This window comes from Thalassospira sp. (genome assembly GCF_002709775.1).
GTDB lineage: Bacteria > Pseudomonadota > Alphaproteobacteria > Rhodospirillales > Thalassospiraceae > Thalassospira.
The window spans coordinates 1-14,542 of sequence record NZ_PAQR01000017.1 but is presented as its reverse complement, the minus strand read 5'-3'; the positions used below and the strand labels follow the sequence as shown (position 1 = coordinate 14,542).

Annotated in this window: 13 protein-coding genes; 7 read left to right on the top strand and 6 right to left on the bottom strand. The window is 53.4% G+C overall.

Features of this window, described 5'->3' with window-relative positions:
* The first annotated feature begins 329 nt into the window (after positions 1-329).
* The 3 genes from CMO10_RS08375 to CMO10_RS08365 all read left to right on the top strand — a co-directional run bounded on the left by CMO10_RS08375 (position 330) and on the right by CMO10_RS08365 (position 3,054).
* The gene (locus tag CMO10_RS08375) at positions 330-1,040 is read left to right on the top strand and encodes a GNAT family N-acetyltransferase (protein WP_297020663.1); all 711 of its coding nucleotides are present in this window, start codon (positions 330-332) and stop codon (positions 1,038-1,040) included.
* A gap of 116 nt (positions 1,041-1,156) precedes the next feature.
* Positions 1,157-1,795 (top strand): CDP-alcohol phosphatidyltransferase family protein, encoded by a 639-nt coding sequence (locus tag CMO10_RS08370; RefSeq protein ID WP_297020661.1) that lies wholly within the window; start codon positions 1,157-1,159, stop codon positions 1,793-1,795.
* A gap of 155 nt (positions 1,796-1,950) precedes the next feature.
* On the top strand, positions 1,951-3,054 hold the full coding sequence (locus CMO10_RS08365; RefSeq protein ID WP_297020658.1) for an ABC transporter substrate-binding protein: 1,104 nt from the start codon (positions 1,951-1,953) through the stop codon (positions 3,052-3,054).
* Positions 3,055-3,152: 98 nt separating this feature from the next.
* On the opposite strand, the gene CMO10_RS08360 is transcribed toward CMO10_RS08365, so the two are convergent.
* The 6 genes from CMO10_RS08360 to CMO10_RS08335 form a co-directional block, all read right to left on the bottom strand.
* A complete protein-coding gene (locus CMO10_RS08360) occupies positions 3,153-3,500 on the bottom strand; it encodes a hypothetical protein (RefSeq protein ID WP_297020656.1) in 348 nt (115 codons plus the stop codon).
* A gap of 97 nt (positions 3,501-3,597) precedes the next feature.
* A complete protein-coding gene (locus CMO10_RS08355; protein WP_297020655.1) occupies positions 3,598-3,870 on the bottom strand; it encodes a GIY-YIG nuclease family protein in 273 nt (90 codons plus the stop codon).
* A gap of 151 nt (positions 3,871-4,021) precedes the next feature.
* Positions 4,022-4,801 carry an SDR family oxidoreductase gene (locus CMO10_RS08350; protein ID WP_044827349.1) on the bottom strand — a complete coding sequence of 260 codons (780 nt, stop codon included), beginning with the start codon at positions 4,799-4,801 and terminating at the stop codon, positions 4,022-4,024.
* 122 nt (positions 4,802-4,923) lie between these two features.
* On the bottom strand, positions 4,924-5,577 hold the full coding sequence (locus CMO10_RS08345; protein WP_297020651.1) for a 2-dehydro-3-deoxy-6-phosphogalactonate aldolase: 654 nt from the start codon (positions 5,575-5,577) through the stop codon (positions 4,924-4,926).
* 3 nt (positions 5,578-5,580) lie between these two features.
* Positions 5,581-6,543 carry a 2-dehydro-3-deoxygalactonokinase gene (locus CMO10_RS08340; RefSeq protein ID WP_297020648.1) on the bottom strand — a complete coding sequence of 321 codons (963 nt, stop codon included), beginning with the start codon at positions 6,541-6,543 and terminating at the stop codon, positions 5,581-5,583.
* Positions 6,544-6,636: 93 nt separating this feature from the next.
* A complete protein-coding gene (locus tag CMO10_RS08335) occupies positions 6,637-7,659 on the bottom strand; it encodes a cation diffusion facilitator family transporter (RefSeq protein ID WP_297020645.1) in 1,023 nt (340 codons plus the stop codon).
* A gap of 510 nt (positions 7,660-8,169) precedes the next feature.
* On the opposite strand from CMO10_RS08335, the gene katG reads away from it, so the two are divergent.
* The 4 genes from katG to CMO10_RS08315 all read left to right on the top strand — a co-directional run.
* Entirely contained in the window at positions 8,170-10,353 is a 2,184-nt protein-coding gene (gene katG / locus CMO10_RS08330; protein ID WP_297020643.1) for a catalase/peroxidase HPI, read from the top strand.
* 180 nt (positions 10,354-10,533) lie between these two features.
* Positions 10,534-12,525, top strand: a complete 1,992-nt coding sequence (locus CMO10_RS08325) for an AAA family ATPase (protein WP_297020642.1) — start codon at positions 10,534-10,536, stop codon at positions 12,523-12,525.
* Positions 12,522-13,571, top strand: a complete 1,050-nt coding sequence (locus CMO10_RS08320; protein WP_297020639.1) for a hypothetical protein — start codon at positions 12,522-12,524, stop codon at positions 13,569-13,571. Before CMO10_RS08325 ends, CMO10_RS08320 begins: the two co-directional genes overlap by 4 nt.
* 155 nt (positions 13,572-13,726) lie before the next feature.
* Positions 13,727-14,542, top strand: an 816-nt coding sequence (locus CMO10_RS08315; RefSeq protein WP_297020637.1) for a COG3904 family protein, incomplete at its 3' end; no start/stop codon positions are given.

Here is a 14,542-nt window from a genome sequence, read left to right as displayed (position 1 = left end):
TCCTAGCAAGCGATCACAAACGATCTAAACCATTGATTTAGGCCATCTCTCCCTGTCTATACAATAAGATAGAACCGGCAAGCCCGCAACAAGAACAGCAGCCCACCCCACCAGAACGTCCGATCCGGGACGAATTGGTTCTTTTCCCGTGGCTTGACGATCCGGCAAAACGCCCTCAAAGCTCCTGTCTTTACCGCGAAAGACAGCAAACCTTACCTTTCTTCGGATTACTAAATTGGCCCGGTTATATTTGCAAAACTGGCTCTAGAATACAGAACCAATTCCGGTCACCCTGTCGACCAAACATCGTATTAACAGGAAGCCCGCCCATGACCACGCCCCACAAAGACCAATTTGGCAAACCCGTCGGCCACCCGGTTGAAAATTGGACCGGATGTGCCTTCCCACCGCGCAGCGACATGACCGGCTCCCACGTCATCGTACGCCCGCTTGATGTTGCACGCGATGCACAGCAGCTTTTTGACGCCAACAGCAAGGCATCCGACGGGTCACGCTTTACCTATCTTCCGACCGGGCCGTTCACGGATTTCGATGCTTACAAGGCATGGCTTGAAAGCATGACTGCCAGCGATGACCCGATGCTTCACGCTATCATCGACAAGGCCACCAACACAGCCGTTGGCGTTGCTGCCTTCATGCGGATTGATCAAAAAAATGGCGTGGTGGAAGTCGGCAATATCAACTATGCCCCGGCTCTATCGCAGACCATTGGCGGGACAGAGGCGACGTATCTGATGATGAAGCGGGCCTTTGATGAGCTGGGTTATCGCCGTTATGAATGGAAATGCGACGATCAGAATGCCCCGTCGCGCGCAGCTGCGGCCCGCTATGGCTTTACCTATGAAGGTACGTTTCGCAATCATTTGGTCTATAAGGGACGCAACCGCGACACCGCATGGTTTTCCATCACATCTGAAGAATGGCCCGCCATCCGTGCTGCGTTTGAAGCCTGGCTCGCCCCGGACAACTTTGATGATGCAGGCCAGCAGCGCAAACGCCTTGAAGACCTGCGCCCCTGATCATTCGTCATAACCGGCTGATCAAGGGCAGGTCGGCAACAAACAAAGTGGTGATTTTCATTTGATTGGGGTTCGGCTTATAGTCGCCATCTCAACATGTTAAATGGATCCGCCCAATGTTTGATGCCCGCCTGCGCCCGCTGATTGATGTGCCATTAAATGCGATTGCGCGAACACTTTCGGGCACGGGCATTACGCCCAACATGATCACGGGTGTCGGCTTTTTCCTTGGTCTCCTCGCCGCTGCCTGCCTTGTGCTCAAACTAGATTACGCGGCCCTTGCCCTGATCCTGGCGTCACGGTTGATGGATGGGCTTGATGGGGCGGTTGCGCGGCATGCCGTGCCCCGATCACGCCATCCGGGTGCGAAAAGTCAGGAGAGCGATCTGGGCGGTTATTACGATATCGTCTCGGACTTTCTGTTTTATTCGGGCATCATTCTGGCCTTTGCTATCGGGCGACCGGAACATGCGCTTATGGCGGCATTTCTGATTTTCTGTTTTGTCGGCACGGGGTCGAGTTTTCTGGCCTATGCCATTATTGCCGCCAAACTGGGCCGCAGTGACAATGACGCCCAAGGCAAGAAAAGCTTCTATTACCTGACCGGCATTACCGAAGGCAGCGAGACCATACTGGTCTTATGTCTCATTTGCATTTTCCCGGCCTTGTTTGACAATATCGCTGCGATTTTCGGAGCTTTATGCCTGCTGACCACCGCAGGCCGGGTGCTGCAGGCCAGACGCGACTTTGGTTAATCGTGCAAAGATCACGAAATCAACCGCTTGAAACGCGTACAAAAAACAGCCATATCGAAATCGTCGAAAAATCCTGTACATACGGACAGGTTAGAATAATACAAACGTCGATGGGCCATGATTTCTGGCCACACGAGAAAGCTGCAAGGAATATCATGCGGTCCATCAGGTTTTTATGTGCTGTCTTTGTCGGATGCTTTTTGCTGGCTGCCTGTGAAGAAACAGGCCCGATCAAGATAGGCTTTATCGCCGGATTGTCCGGCCCCGGATCGGATGCAGGGACCGATGCACTTGAGGCCCTGAAACTCGCCGCCCAGCAGGTCAATACCGAGGGCGGCATCAATGGCCGCATGGTCGAAATCATTCCCCGTGATGATCTGAAAACCCCAGAAACCGCCCAGAACCATGTCCGCGAACTCAAGCGCCTTGGCGTTGATGCCATCGTCGGGCCGATCATTAGCTCGATCGGTATGGCAATGCTGCCGGTGATTAACGAGCTTGGCGTTGTCACCATCTCGCCAACCATATCGGCGGCTGACTTTGCCGGCTTTCGTGACAACCTGTTTCGCATGAATACCACGACGCGTGAAAACGCACGCGCCTATGCAAGGCGCTATATCGATCTTGGACTTACCCGCGTTGCACTTGCCCTTGATGGTCAGAATCAGGCCTTTACCGACAGCTGGTATCGCGAGTTTCTTCTGGAATTTGATGCGCTGGACGGGTTGGTCATTTCCAAAATCTGGATCAATGTTAACAACGTTACCCATGCCGATGCAGCCGACCAGCTCCTTGCCGATGATCCTGACGCAATTGTCCTGATCACCAACAGCGGAGATGGTGCCTCCATGGCGCATGAAATCCGCAAATTGTCGCCTGATGTCCCGCTGGCAGCAGCCGAATGGGCAGGATCACAGGCCCTGATCGAACTGGGCGGTACGGCGGTCGAAGGCATGGAACTTGTGCAGGCCTATGATCGCTATGACACCAACCCGCGTTTCCAGCAATTCATCAAGGATTACAGTGCGATGTTTGCCCATCAGCCGGGCTATACCGCTGTTCTGACCTATGATGCGGCCACGGTTCTGTTTGCCGCCATGCGCGCCAAACATCCGGAACAATCCCTGGCCGACGCCCTGACAAACCTGCCCCCGCAACAGGGGCTGCATCAGGAACTGGTGTTTGATGCCTTTGGCGATGGCAACCGGGCGATCTATTTCGTGGCCATTCGGGACGGCAAGTTCATCCGGGTCAACTGATCCGACGGGTTCGCCATATCCCAAAAACAAAAGCCCTGCTTGTGCAGGGCTTTTTCATGTCTTGATTGATCGCGGGCATGCCCGGATCGAAATCGATCCTAGTGATCGCTTTCCTCAAGGAAAGGATCGCCAAGGCCGGTATCATATTCCATGCCTTCCTTGGTCAGGACGATAGCGGCCGGATAGCCTTCCTTGACCAGACCTTTGCGAGTCAGCGCAACCCAGACGGCCGGGTTTTCAAAACCGCTGGCATCACGAGCCGCCACGGTGAACTTGCCGACATGAACATGGTCGCCATGGGCATGCGGAACGCGCAGAAGCGTTGCTTCGCCGGTTGCCTCATCGATCTTCCCGGAATTGGGGTCCTTGGCAATCACCTGTGCCAGCACAAGGGTGCGCAGCTGCAGCTTGTTGAGTTTCAGCGGATTTTTGCGAACGAATGCCATGATCGATGAGCCCTTAGTTTGAAGGTGTGATTTGCAAGCACATATCTGTTACTTGGCGCGATGATGCAAGTGCTGATTTGGGCATAACCCATCCGGCCTAGCCGCCAGCCAGCATCTTGCGCAGCTTGCGATCGCGTTTCAGATGCCATTCCCGGCTCATTGCCTGCCCGAAGGTGCGGAAGCGTTCGACATAAACCAGCTCCCACTGCCGCCCGCGCGTCGTCTTGGCACCCTTGCCACTATTGTGCGTGGCAAGCCTCGCCTCAACATCGGTCGACCAACCAACATAGGTTCGGGGCAGTTTGACCTTGCCCTGCCCCGGCACAAAATCCAGCTCGCGCAGCACATAAACAAAGGTGAATGACGCCATCTGCGAATTACCCGGTCTTTGATTGCGCGACCGAATTCGTTTCATACTGTGGCGAAAACGGCTGACTTTGAGAACCGGCGCGCAACGTACTTAATGTACGTGAGCACCGGAAGCGCAGAAGCCAGCCGTTTGCAGACCAGCATGGGACGAATTAGAGGGTGGAGTTGAAGGCACCGCCATCAAGCAGAACATTCTGCCCGACCATGAATTTCGCATGCTCGCTGCACATGAAGGCACAGGTTGCCCCGAAATCAAGCGGATCGCCAAAACGTCCGGTCGGAAGACCTGCCTGGGTTTTAGTGCGTGCTTCCTCAAGCGAGATGCCTTCGGCCTTTGATTTGTTGGTCATCAGCGCATTGATACGGTCCGTATCATGCTGGCCCGGCAGAAGGTTGTTCATGATCACGCCATCCTTGGCCACCTGGCGCGAGGTTCCCGCAACAAAACCGGTCAGACCGGCACGTGCCCCGTTCGAAAGACCCAGATGCGGGATCGGCGATTTCACAGAACCCGACGTGATGTTCACAATCCGACCCCACTGGCGCGAAATCATGCCCGGCAGAACCGCCGTTGCTAGCAGGATCGGGGTCAGCATGTTCGACTGAACCGCTGCTTCCCATTCCTTCTGACCCCAGTCGGACCAAACACCCGGGGGCGGACCACCGGCATTATTGACCAGAATGTCCGGCGCATCGACAGCGGCCAGAACCTTGTTACGGCCTTCTTCGGTGGTGATATCGCACGCGACCGTTGTGACATTCACGCCATAGGTATCGCGGATATATTCCGCCGTTTCAGCTAGCGGCCCTTCGGAGCGGGCATTCAGCACAAGGTCAACACCGGCTTCGGCCAGTTTGATCGCACAGCCACGGCCAAGCCCCTTGGACGACGCACACACAATGGCCTTGCGGCCCTTAATTCCAAGATCCAATGGATCCTCCCATGTTCAGGAATTCAGACAATGGCAGGAATTTAGCCCGCACGCCCAAAAGGGTCAAACGCACTTCCACAATTTCGAATTATTTCAAAACAGAATATTCCGGAACGGGCCCTTCAGCCAAACACCGCATCATGCGCGCTGACATAGGCGATCGCGGCCTTTGATACGTCACCCGCCGTCATGCCGGGCTTATAGATGCCAGATCCAAGGCCAAAGCCATCACAGCCTGCCTTGGCGTAGATGGCGAAATCATCCGGGCCGACACCGCCGACGGCGTAGACCGGCGTGCTTGGAGGCAAAACGGCGCGCATGGCCTTGATGCCCGCGGCCCCGATGATGCTGGCCGGGAAAATCTTGAGCCCGTCGGCGCCGGCCTTGATCGCGGCAAAGCATTCGGTCGGGGTCAGAACCCCGGGCCAGGAGCCCATGCCGAGCTCCTTGGTCTTCGCGATCACATCGATATCGCAATTGGGCGAAACAACAAACTCGCCCTTGGCGGCCTTGACGTCAGCAACGTCCTTGGTGGTCAGAACCGTGCCCGCCCCGATCATGGCGGCATCACCGACCGCGTCTTTCATCGCGGCAATGCTTTTAAGCGGCTCTGGCGAGTTTAGCGGCACCTCGATCATGGTGATCCCGGCATCGACCAGTGCACGTGCCATATCGGCGGCCTCATGCGGCTTTACACCCCGCAGGATCGCGATCAGGCGACGGCGCCCTTTGCCCGTCACCGGATCCGTAATCTGTTCTACAACATAGGATGTCATGGCTCAGTTTTCCTTCGATGTCGAAACAAGGGTCGCGTGTGCCCGCGCCAACCCTGAAAGTGTGATTGTCGCCCCGTCCTGCGGCGTGGCCTTGTGACCATGCACAGCCAAGGCCGCCTGATAAAGCGATGCCAGCTTGCCCGCCCCAATCAGGGCAATGTTTTCGCCCGGCTGCAACAGCCCCAGCACATCGGCGATTTCCGTGCCGATGACAGTCCCCGAAAGCACCGACGCGCCGGGTGCGACAGAGGCCCCGGCTGGCGCGACAAGTGCCCCGGCCCGCACACCAAACAAGCTATGCAAAAAGGCCGTCGGCTGAGCGCACGCCCCGCGCACCGCATCCGCGAACGCCGCATCATCCCAACCATCATCAACCGAGTGACGCAGGATGGAGTGTTGTGACAGCAGCGCAAAAACCTCGCCACTCATATAAGTCCGAAAGGCCGTGATCTTTCCATCGGCAATCCGCGCCCATTTCGAATGGGTGCCCGGCAAACAGACCCAGCCGGCAAACTCCGGATGGGCGGCCATGAAGCCCACCAGCTGGGTTTCCTCGCCCCGCATGACATCAGAGTCGCCCCGCTGACAAAGGCCCGGCAGGATAAAGACGGAAATGCGAGGGTCCCTCACATCCGGCTTCACAGCCCCTTTTGCCAAATCCGTAGGCCGGGCCGGCACATCACAATAGGGCGCTTCAAGCCAGCCTTGCTTCGCCCCGGCCATGCCGCAAATCACGACTGGCAGCCCGACGATATCCTTGGTAAGCCAACCGTCAATCAGCCCGACCAGAACGACCTCAAATGAAAGCTTCGGGTCGCCTGCAATCGCATTCATGCCAAGCGGGCTTTCGACAGAACCAAGGATGTTAGCGTTATCATCCATCGCCCAGACCCGCAGATTGGAGGTCCCCCAATCAACCGCAATCCATGACAGAGACGTTCCGTAATCCTGATTTAGCGCGCTCACCCTGCCCTCGAATTTTGGTGTTGGTTTTATTCCTCATACTATTGCGCGGACCCGCGGTCAATGCGCGCGGGTGACGTTCGCAACAATGGGACCTTAGGCGGGATGTTCTGCGCCTTGTACTTCTTCTTGCGCTTCCTCGGCCGCGCGGGCTTGCTCAAGCAGATCCTGATGCCCGGTCCAGCTTTGCGCTTCGATAAACACCTTGGAGACTTCCGGGATCGCCGCACGGATTTCGCTTTCCAAGCGGCTGACAACCGCTTCCACCTGCGGGGAGGTCACCCTGTCCTCGAAATCGACACTGACACAGACCATAAGGCTTTGCGGCCCGTGATGCAGGGTAATGATCTCATTCACCTTAAGGATGCCCGGAATGGCCGCAACCATGTCGGCAATCATTTTGCGGCTTTGGGCGTTGGCACTTTCGCCAATCAGAAGCCCCTTGCACTCAACCGCAAGCATGAAGGCCGTCACCGCCAGAATAAGCCCGATCATCACCGATGCCAGCCCGTCAAGTACCGGCATCTCAAGCAAATAGGCCGCTGCAATCCCCACACACGCAACCACAAGGCCCAGCAACGCTGCTGAATCCTCAAACAGGATGACAAACACCGTCGGGTCCTTGCTGCTGCGCACCGCCTTGACCAACGGCATATCGGGGTGCTGGGCGCGAAACGTCAGGTAGGCCGTGCGAAACGCCGCGCCCTCGAGCACAATCGCAATCGCCAGGATCGAAAACACAACGTGATAGGTCCGGACATCAAACCCGCCAAGGGTGGCCACTACATGCACATCAAGCGCATGCGGATGCAGAATCTTGTCCACCCCTTCCCAGATCGAAACGCCGGCGCCGAGCCCGAAAATCATCACCGCCACCAGAAACGACCAGAAATAGGTCTCCTTGCCATAGCCGAGCGGATGGCGTTCATCCGGCTCCCGGGTCGAAAGCCTGATCCCCAAAAGCAAAAGCCCCTGATTGCCGGTATCGACCAGCGAATGAATACCTTCTGACATCATCGCGGCAGAGCCGGTAATCGCCGCCCCGCCAAACTTCGCCACAGCAATCAACAGATTGGCCGCTGCTGCCATGTAAATGGCACCTTTTGAAGAATGAGACATGTCGGGATTTCCGCTTTCTGTGGGGCTGCATCAAGGCAGTGTGGTGGGCGCGCAACATCCGGGATCAGGAACACCCGGCGTAATCAATGTGAACTCGAACACAGTCTAACCGACTGATACCAAATGTCACGGCCCCAACCAACAGCGCCCGCAAACCAAGGCGCATGGCCCCACTCACATATTAATCGATAAAAACTATCGAAAACACATGAAATAACTATTTCCCCTATTATGCCCGCTGTTGTTAGCCTTCATACAGCGATGAGGGAAACCCGTCGCATCGGATTGAATGACCTGTGTCGCATTGCCATCTTTGAGTTGAGCATTACCTACAACATGAAACCTTAACGCATAATCACTGGTTTCATCTCGCTGGTTTTGGTTAAATCAATTCAGGGAGAAACAATGAAACGGGCGCAACCAAGCAAAGCGCCCCATCTACCGCGCGATCAACGCGATACGGGTCCAGGAGCTGTTTAAAACATCTCAGCCACGACGGAGAGAGAAAAAATGGACGGAAAACATACCGCAGGGAAATGTCCGGTAATGCATGGCGGCATGACCGAGACCGGCAAATCAGTAAGCGATTGGTGGCCGAAAACGCTTAATCTCGACATCCTTCATCAGCATGACACCAAGGTGAACCCCTATGGTGCAGACTTCAACTATGCTGAAGAATTCAAAAAGCTCGACCTCGAAGCCGTCAAGACCGACATCAAAAACCTCATGACCGACAGCCAGGAATGGTGGCCGGCCGACTGGGGCCATTATGGTGGCCTGATGATCCGTATGGCTTGGCACTCTGCCGGCTCCTACCGTCTGGCCGATGGCCGTGGTGGTGGCGGCAAGGGCAACCTGCGTTTCGCCCCGCTGAACTCCTGGCCCGATAACGCCAACCTTGATAAGGCCCGTCGTCTTCTCTGGCCGATCAAAAAGAAATACGGCAACAAGCTTTCCTGGGCTGACCTGATCATTCTGGCCGGCACCATGGCTTATGAATCCATGGGTCTTAAGGTCTTTGGTTTCGGTGGTGGCCGCGAAGATATCTGGCACCCGGAAAAGGACACCTATTGGGGTGCTGAAAAAGAATGGCTGGCACCTTCTGACAACCGTTATGACGATGTCTCCAAGCCCGAAACCATGGAAAACCCGCTGGCCGCTGTCCAGATGGGCCTGATCTATGTGAACCCGGAAGGTGTCAACGGCGTTTCCGACCCGCTCAAGACCGCAGCCCAGGTCCGTGAAACCTTCGCCCGTATGGCGATGAATGACGAAGAAACCGCAGCCCTGACCGTTGGTGGCCACACCGTTGGTAAAACCCACGGCAATGGCGATGCCTCCCTTCTTGAAGCCGAACCCGAAGCTGCCGACGTTTATGAGCAGGGCCTTGGCTGGATGAACCACACCAAGCGTGGCATTGGCCGCGATACCGTGACGTCTGGCATCGAAGGTGCCTGGACCGCCCACCCGACCAAGTGGGATAACGGCTATTGCGAACTTCTGCTGGGTTATGAGTGGGAGCTCAAGAAAAGCCCTGCCGGCGCGACCCAGTGGGAACCGGTCAACATCAAGGAAGAACACATGCCGGTTGACGTTGAAGACCCGTCGATCCGTCGCATGCCGATCATGACCGATGCCGACATGGCCATGAAGATGGACCCGACCTATCGCGCCATCATCGAGAAATTCAATAACGACTTTGAATACTTCTCCGATTGCTTTGCGCGTGCCTGGTTCAAACTGACCCACCGTGATATGGGCCCGAAGGCCTGCTATCTCGGCCCGGATGTGCCGGCAGAAGACCTGATCTGGCAGGACCCGATCCCGGCTGTTGATTACACGCTGAGCGATTCCGAGATCGCCGATCTCAAATCCAAGCTGCTCGGTCTTGGCCTGTCCTCGACCGATCTGATCAACACCGCTTGGGATAGTGCCCGTACCTTCCGTGGCTCTGACCGCCGTGGGGGTGCAAATGGCGCACGCATCCGTCTTGCCCCGCAGAAGGATTGGGAAGGCAACGAACCCGCACGTCTTGCCAAGGCTCTCAAAACCCTTGAGGACTTCCAGGCAGGCCTTGCCAAGAAAGTCTCGATTGCCGATCTCATCGTTCTGGCAGGTTCGGCTGCGGTTGAAAAGGCCGCCAAGGATGCCGGCATCAACATCACCGTCCCGTTCGCACCGGGCCGCGGTGACGCGACCGACGAGATGACCGATGCCGACAGCTTCGACGTGCTTGAACCGCTTGCTGACGGCTTCCGCAACTGGTCGAAAAAGGACTATGTCGTCTCACCGGAAGAAATGCTGCTCGACCGGGCACAGCTGATGGGCCTGACCGCCCATGAAATGACCTGCCTGATCGGTGGCATGCGCGCGCTCGGCACCAACCATGGCGGCACCAAACACGGTGTCTTCACCGACCGCGTTGGCGTTCTCTCGAACGACTTCTTCGTCAACCTGACCGACATGGCCTATAGCTGGAAACCGGCGGGCGACAACCTCTATAACATCGTTGATCGCAAGTCCGGCGAAACCAAATTCACCGCCACCCGCGTGGATCTGGTCTTCGGTTCCAACTCGATCCTGCGCGCCTATGCCGAAGTCTACGCCCAGGACGACAACCACGAGAAGTTCGTCAAGGACTTCGTCGCCGCTTGGACCAAAGTCATGAACGCCGATCGCTTTGATCTGGCGTGAGGGTTGATGGATTGATGTGATTTGGAGCTTTAGGGCTTCAAAATGAGAACACCCCCGGTCGTTAGGCCGGGGGTGTTTTTTTGGCAGTTGACGCCTTATCTCAGTAAAATTCAATTGTTTTAGAAGTCTACACCCACTAAACTTTAAGATGTAGCTTCAGAATAGGATATAAGTAAGTTGTTGAAACGCTGGTCGGTCGAGGGCTTCAAGTCAATCGGAGATAGGATAAACATTGATCTCTCCCCTCTTACGGTATTTGTGGGAGCAAATAGTAGTGGGAAGAGCACCATTCTCCAGAGTATTTTACTATTAAAACAAACGGTTCAGTATGCACCGACGAATAGGCCACTCACACTTAATGGACCGATCCTGAAACTGGGCCGGTTTGACGACGTTTTACACACTACCCTAAACAACAACCAAATAACATTTGGTTATTGTTTAGATCTCTCTCCAAAACCTAAAACTAAGTCCAGCTACAGTCTCGCATACAATTTGCGAAACACAGGAATAGAACTAGAATCATTTGACAAACTTACATTTGAAGCCGGCTTCTCTGTGGACGATCCGCTATCCGAGCTATCCCAACTGCAACCAAAGCTAAACTTTTCCAGCGTATCTCTCCAACCTCAAGCAGAGCAATACGCAGATATCATTGAAGTCGAGGATGGTTTCTTTGAGGAAGTATTCAAAGAACATCAGGCTGCAAACACGAGTGTAACCATCCACTCTGCCAGCGGGAAAAGCTATGGATCAGACGAAGACAACATAAATTTTGCAGACATCCCGGCTACTTCACGACACCAATATTCAGTTGGAAACCTAAGCAACGAGCTGGAGCAAGATATTATTGAAGGCCTTGCATCTCCCAAAATTGTAAGCGCCGATACAGTTCACTTCATGCCAAGTAAATTCACCGTAGAGTTTAACGCATCAATCACCGAAGCTAATATTATTGTGGATGACATCTGCACACTATCAACGTCACATAGGTCAAGATCAAGAGCACAACAAGCACAAATACCCGGAAAAATTGTTGCCGACATATTAAATTACTTGTCTCAACAAATTTCATTCGACGATTTATTCAACAGCCCAAATGCACCGCTTCGCGTGCAAATAGATGATCAACGAAAATTTACCAGCAGAGAGGTGGTAAAACTCATACTTGATCAATTCCTACCGGACGCTCCGAGAGGATTTGCAAGGTTCCAGCCAGCGCCACAATTTGGCAGCGTACTAAACAACAATAACGTCCCATATAGAAAGCTCCGAAGCGCACTTCAAGACTTAGCGCCAGCACTATTAAACATGCTAACTGAGGACAACATCAACAGGCTAGAGCACATTAGCAAACGGCCTAGTGTTTTGAGAGAAGCGGCCGCCTACTCAAACCGCTTCTTTGCCAGATCAATTAAGTATCTTGGCCCCTTAAGAGATGACCCCAAACCCCTGTATCCCCTTGAAGCTCTCGTAAACCCACTTGATATTGGATACCGTGGAGAACACACAGCTGCTGTTCTAGAGCTGAATCGAGATAGATTGGTTGAATACATCCGCCCCGAAGCAATTGAAAACGGCAAAATCCCCGAATTTACAGATTCGGATACCTTACACGACGCAGCCCAACGATGGCTTTCTTATCTAGGAGTTGCAGAAGATGTCTCCACATCGGACAAGGGAAAATTCGGGCATGAAATGCAGGTCAAGACAAAAGGGGTCAATAAGACCCACGACCTAACAAATGTTGGCGTTGGAGTAAGCCAAGTCCTTCCGATTATTATAATGTCACTCTTATCGGAAGATGGCTCCATTCTAATTTTTGAACAACCTGAGCTGCACCTTCATCCATTGGTGCAAGCTAGGCTATCTGACTTTTTCATTGCGATCTCCCTGCAAGGAAAACAGTGCATCATTGAGTCACATAGCGAGTATCTAATTAAGCGGCTAAGAAGACGTACGGCAGAATTCTCCGATGAGACACTAACCGACATTAGCAAAATCTACTTTGTCGAACGCAACAACGGTGTATCGTCTTACAAACCAATATCTCTAAATGCCTTTGGAAATGTCTCTGAATGGCCAAAAGATTTCTTTGACCAATCAGACAAAGAAACCGAACAAATAATAAAAGCCGCAACAATCAAAAAACTTAAGAACCGCAAAAAATGACGATAAATATTTCTATTGGACCCTCATTTTTTACGGAAGCATTTGAAAGCGACAACCCTATCATTAAAAGGAAATTTCTGTCTTTATATTTACAATTGTCGAGATTTTCTAATTTTGGAAATCACTTACGCACCTTAATCAATCCAGAAACCATCGACTACCTGTCTTCAACAGATAATTTTCCGTTTGCTCACCGACTAGAGAACCTTCTTGCGTCCATCGATGAGAACGACATTGTCAATGCGAATGATCTTTCATCAAGATTAACTTCCATAATTGAAAGATCTATTGATTACGATGCTATCGGAATCACTGATCTATTATGCAGCAATATTAATATTGATGGAAGCCCTCTCCAAGACTTAGCACCCGCGGCACAAGAGGCAGAAGAACGTTGTGTTACGGTATCAGCGTTACATGCATGTTCGTTGTTGAGAACAAAACATGAGGTTCTGTCATGCTTGCCATCAAGTAATTACCAAGTGAATGCTCATGGGCAAATACACGATATCGAACCAATTGAATGCCTAGAGACAGATATTAACACACCTTTCTCATTTGCTGGCACAATCAAAAATGTAAATTTAGAATGCCGAATTGAAGACTATATAAACGCTTGGGAGGTTTGGAAAACCTCAGAAACCCCTGAAGACTTAGAACTAGCAATTTATGTTAAAGCTTATGAAATCCTGAAGGCAACTGGAGAACAGAACCCAGACCTTAAAGTTTCTTCGTTTAAAATAGGAGACTATTTTTTAAACTCTTTATTAGATAACCAAGCCGCTAGAAGCGCCCGATTTTCTCACACAACATTAAATTCTACGGCTCGGTTGGTGGCAGGCATCGCTCTTGAGAACTGTAATGCTTTCAGAAAAGCAAGCGCTTCCACGGCGGCGCAACTTACTCGTCAGTCAGATGGGGCAAAGGCTTGGAGATACCATTTGACCAAAGGGCACGAAGCCTTGCGATTAATGTACTGGAGCTTACCTAACGGTAAAATCGAGCTCGCAAATGTAGGACCCAAAGCTGAATTACTGATACGGTGATGTTACGTGCCGCGCTTACACAGCTTATCACACTCAGGTATGTGCTGGTTTATAGAGCAACCAACAAATTTTCACCCTTAAGCTAGGACATCAACCGTTTAGGGAAAAACCAATTGGTATATCTCCGGGACCATTGGCAGGGAAAACACGCGCTATTGTTCGCGCTGTGCGTCAACCTGATCCTGATCCGGGCTCTGATCCTGTTTGCCGATCGCTATACGCTCCCGCCCTATATCCCTGATCGCATCCCGGCGCTGATCGCGACGATCGCGTTTATCCTTGTTTTTCATGGCATTGTTTTTGTCTGGCAGGTGGCTGGTGTGCTGCGCGCCACCCGCCATCAGGTGAGCATTCTTGCCAACATCTGGACCGTTGTGACCTATGGGGTGATCGGGCTGTGTCTGGCCTTTACCGTACTTAGCATCGCGGCCTCTTTCCGGGCCCTCGCCCCGGAGCGGTTTATACCGGTCAACCTGACCGAGCTTGAAGATGCCCGCGCCAGCCAGTATGCGCTGACGCTTAGCCCCGACAACACCCGCATTCACGTCACCGGCATCTTTGCCCTTGGTATGGCGCAGCGGCTGGCCGCCCTGCTTGACGAAAATCCGGGTGTGACCAGCATCGTCCTTAGCAGTGATGGCGGGCATGTCTATGAAGGGCGCGGTGTCGGCTTCCTGATCCGCGACCGGGGCTTGGACACCTATGTGTTTGCCGATTGCAGTTCCGCCTGCACAACCGCCTTTATCGGTGGCGCCAACCGCTATCTTGGCCCCGATGGACGGCTGGGCTTCCATCAATACAAGATCGATCTCGACTACCCCGTGCCGCTTTACGACATCAAGGGCCAGCAGGAAAAGGAAATCACCTTCTATCGCAGCCAGGGCATTGCCGAGCGCTTCCTCGAGCAAGTCTTCCTCGCCCCGCATACCGGGATCTGGTTCCCGGAGGCAGCGGAGCTGATAGAGGCGGGT

Excerpts from the sequence above, each read along its gene's own strand:
- CMO10_RS08365 (WP_297020658.1), top strand. The coding sequence starts at position 1,951 with ATGCGGTCCATCAGGTTTTTATGTGCTGTCTTTGTCGGATGCTTTTTG.
- CMO10_RS08345 (WP_297020651.1), bottom strand. The coding sequence starts at position 5,577 with ATGACATCCTATGTTGTAGAACAGATTACGGATCCGGTGACGGGCAAA.
- CMO10_RS08320 (WP_297020639.1), top strand. The coding sequence starts at position 12,522 with ATGACGATAAATATTTCTATTGGACCCTCATTTTTTACGGAAGCATTT.
- CMO10_RS08360 (WP_297020656.1), bottom strand. The coding sequence starts at position 3,500 with ATGGCATTCGTTCGCAAAAATCCGCTGAAACTCAACAAGCTGCAGCTG.
- CMO10_RS08355 (WP_297020655.1), bottom strand. The coding sequence starts at position 3,870 with ATGGCGTCATTCACCTTTGTTTATGTGCTGCGCGAGCTGGATTTTGTG.
- CMO10_RS08370 (WP_297020661.1), top strand. The coding sequence starts at position 1,157 with ATGTTTGATGCCCGCCTGCGCCCGCTGATTGATGTGCCATTAAATGCG.
- CMO10_RS08375 (WP_297020663.1), top strand. The coding sequence starts at position 330 with ATGACCACGCCCCACAAAGACCAATTTGGCAAACCCGTCGGCCACCCG.
- CMO10_RS08335 (WP_297020645.1), bottom strand. The coding sequence starts at position 7,659 with ATGTCTCATTCTTCAAAAGGTGCCATTTACATGGCAGCAGCGGCCAAT.
- katG (WP_297020643.1), top strand. The coding sequence starts at position 8,170 with ATGGACGGAAAACATACCGCAGGGAAATGTCCGGTAATGCATGGCGGC.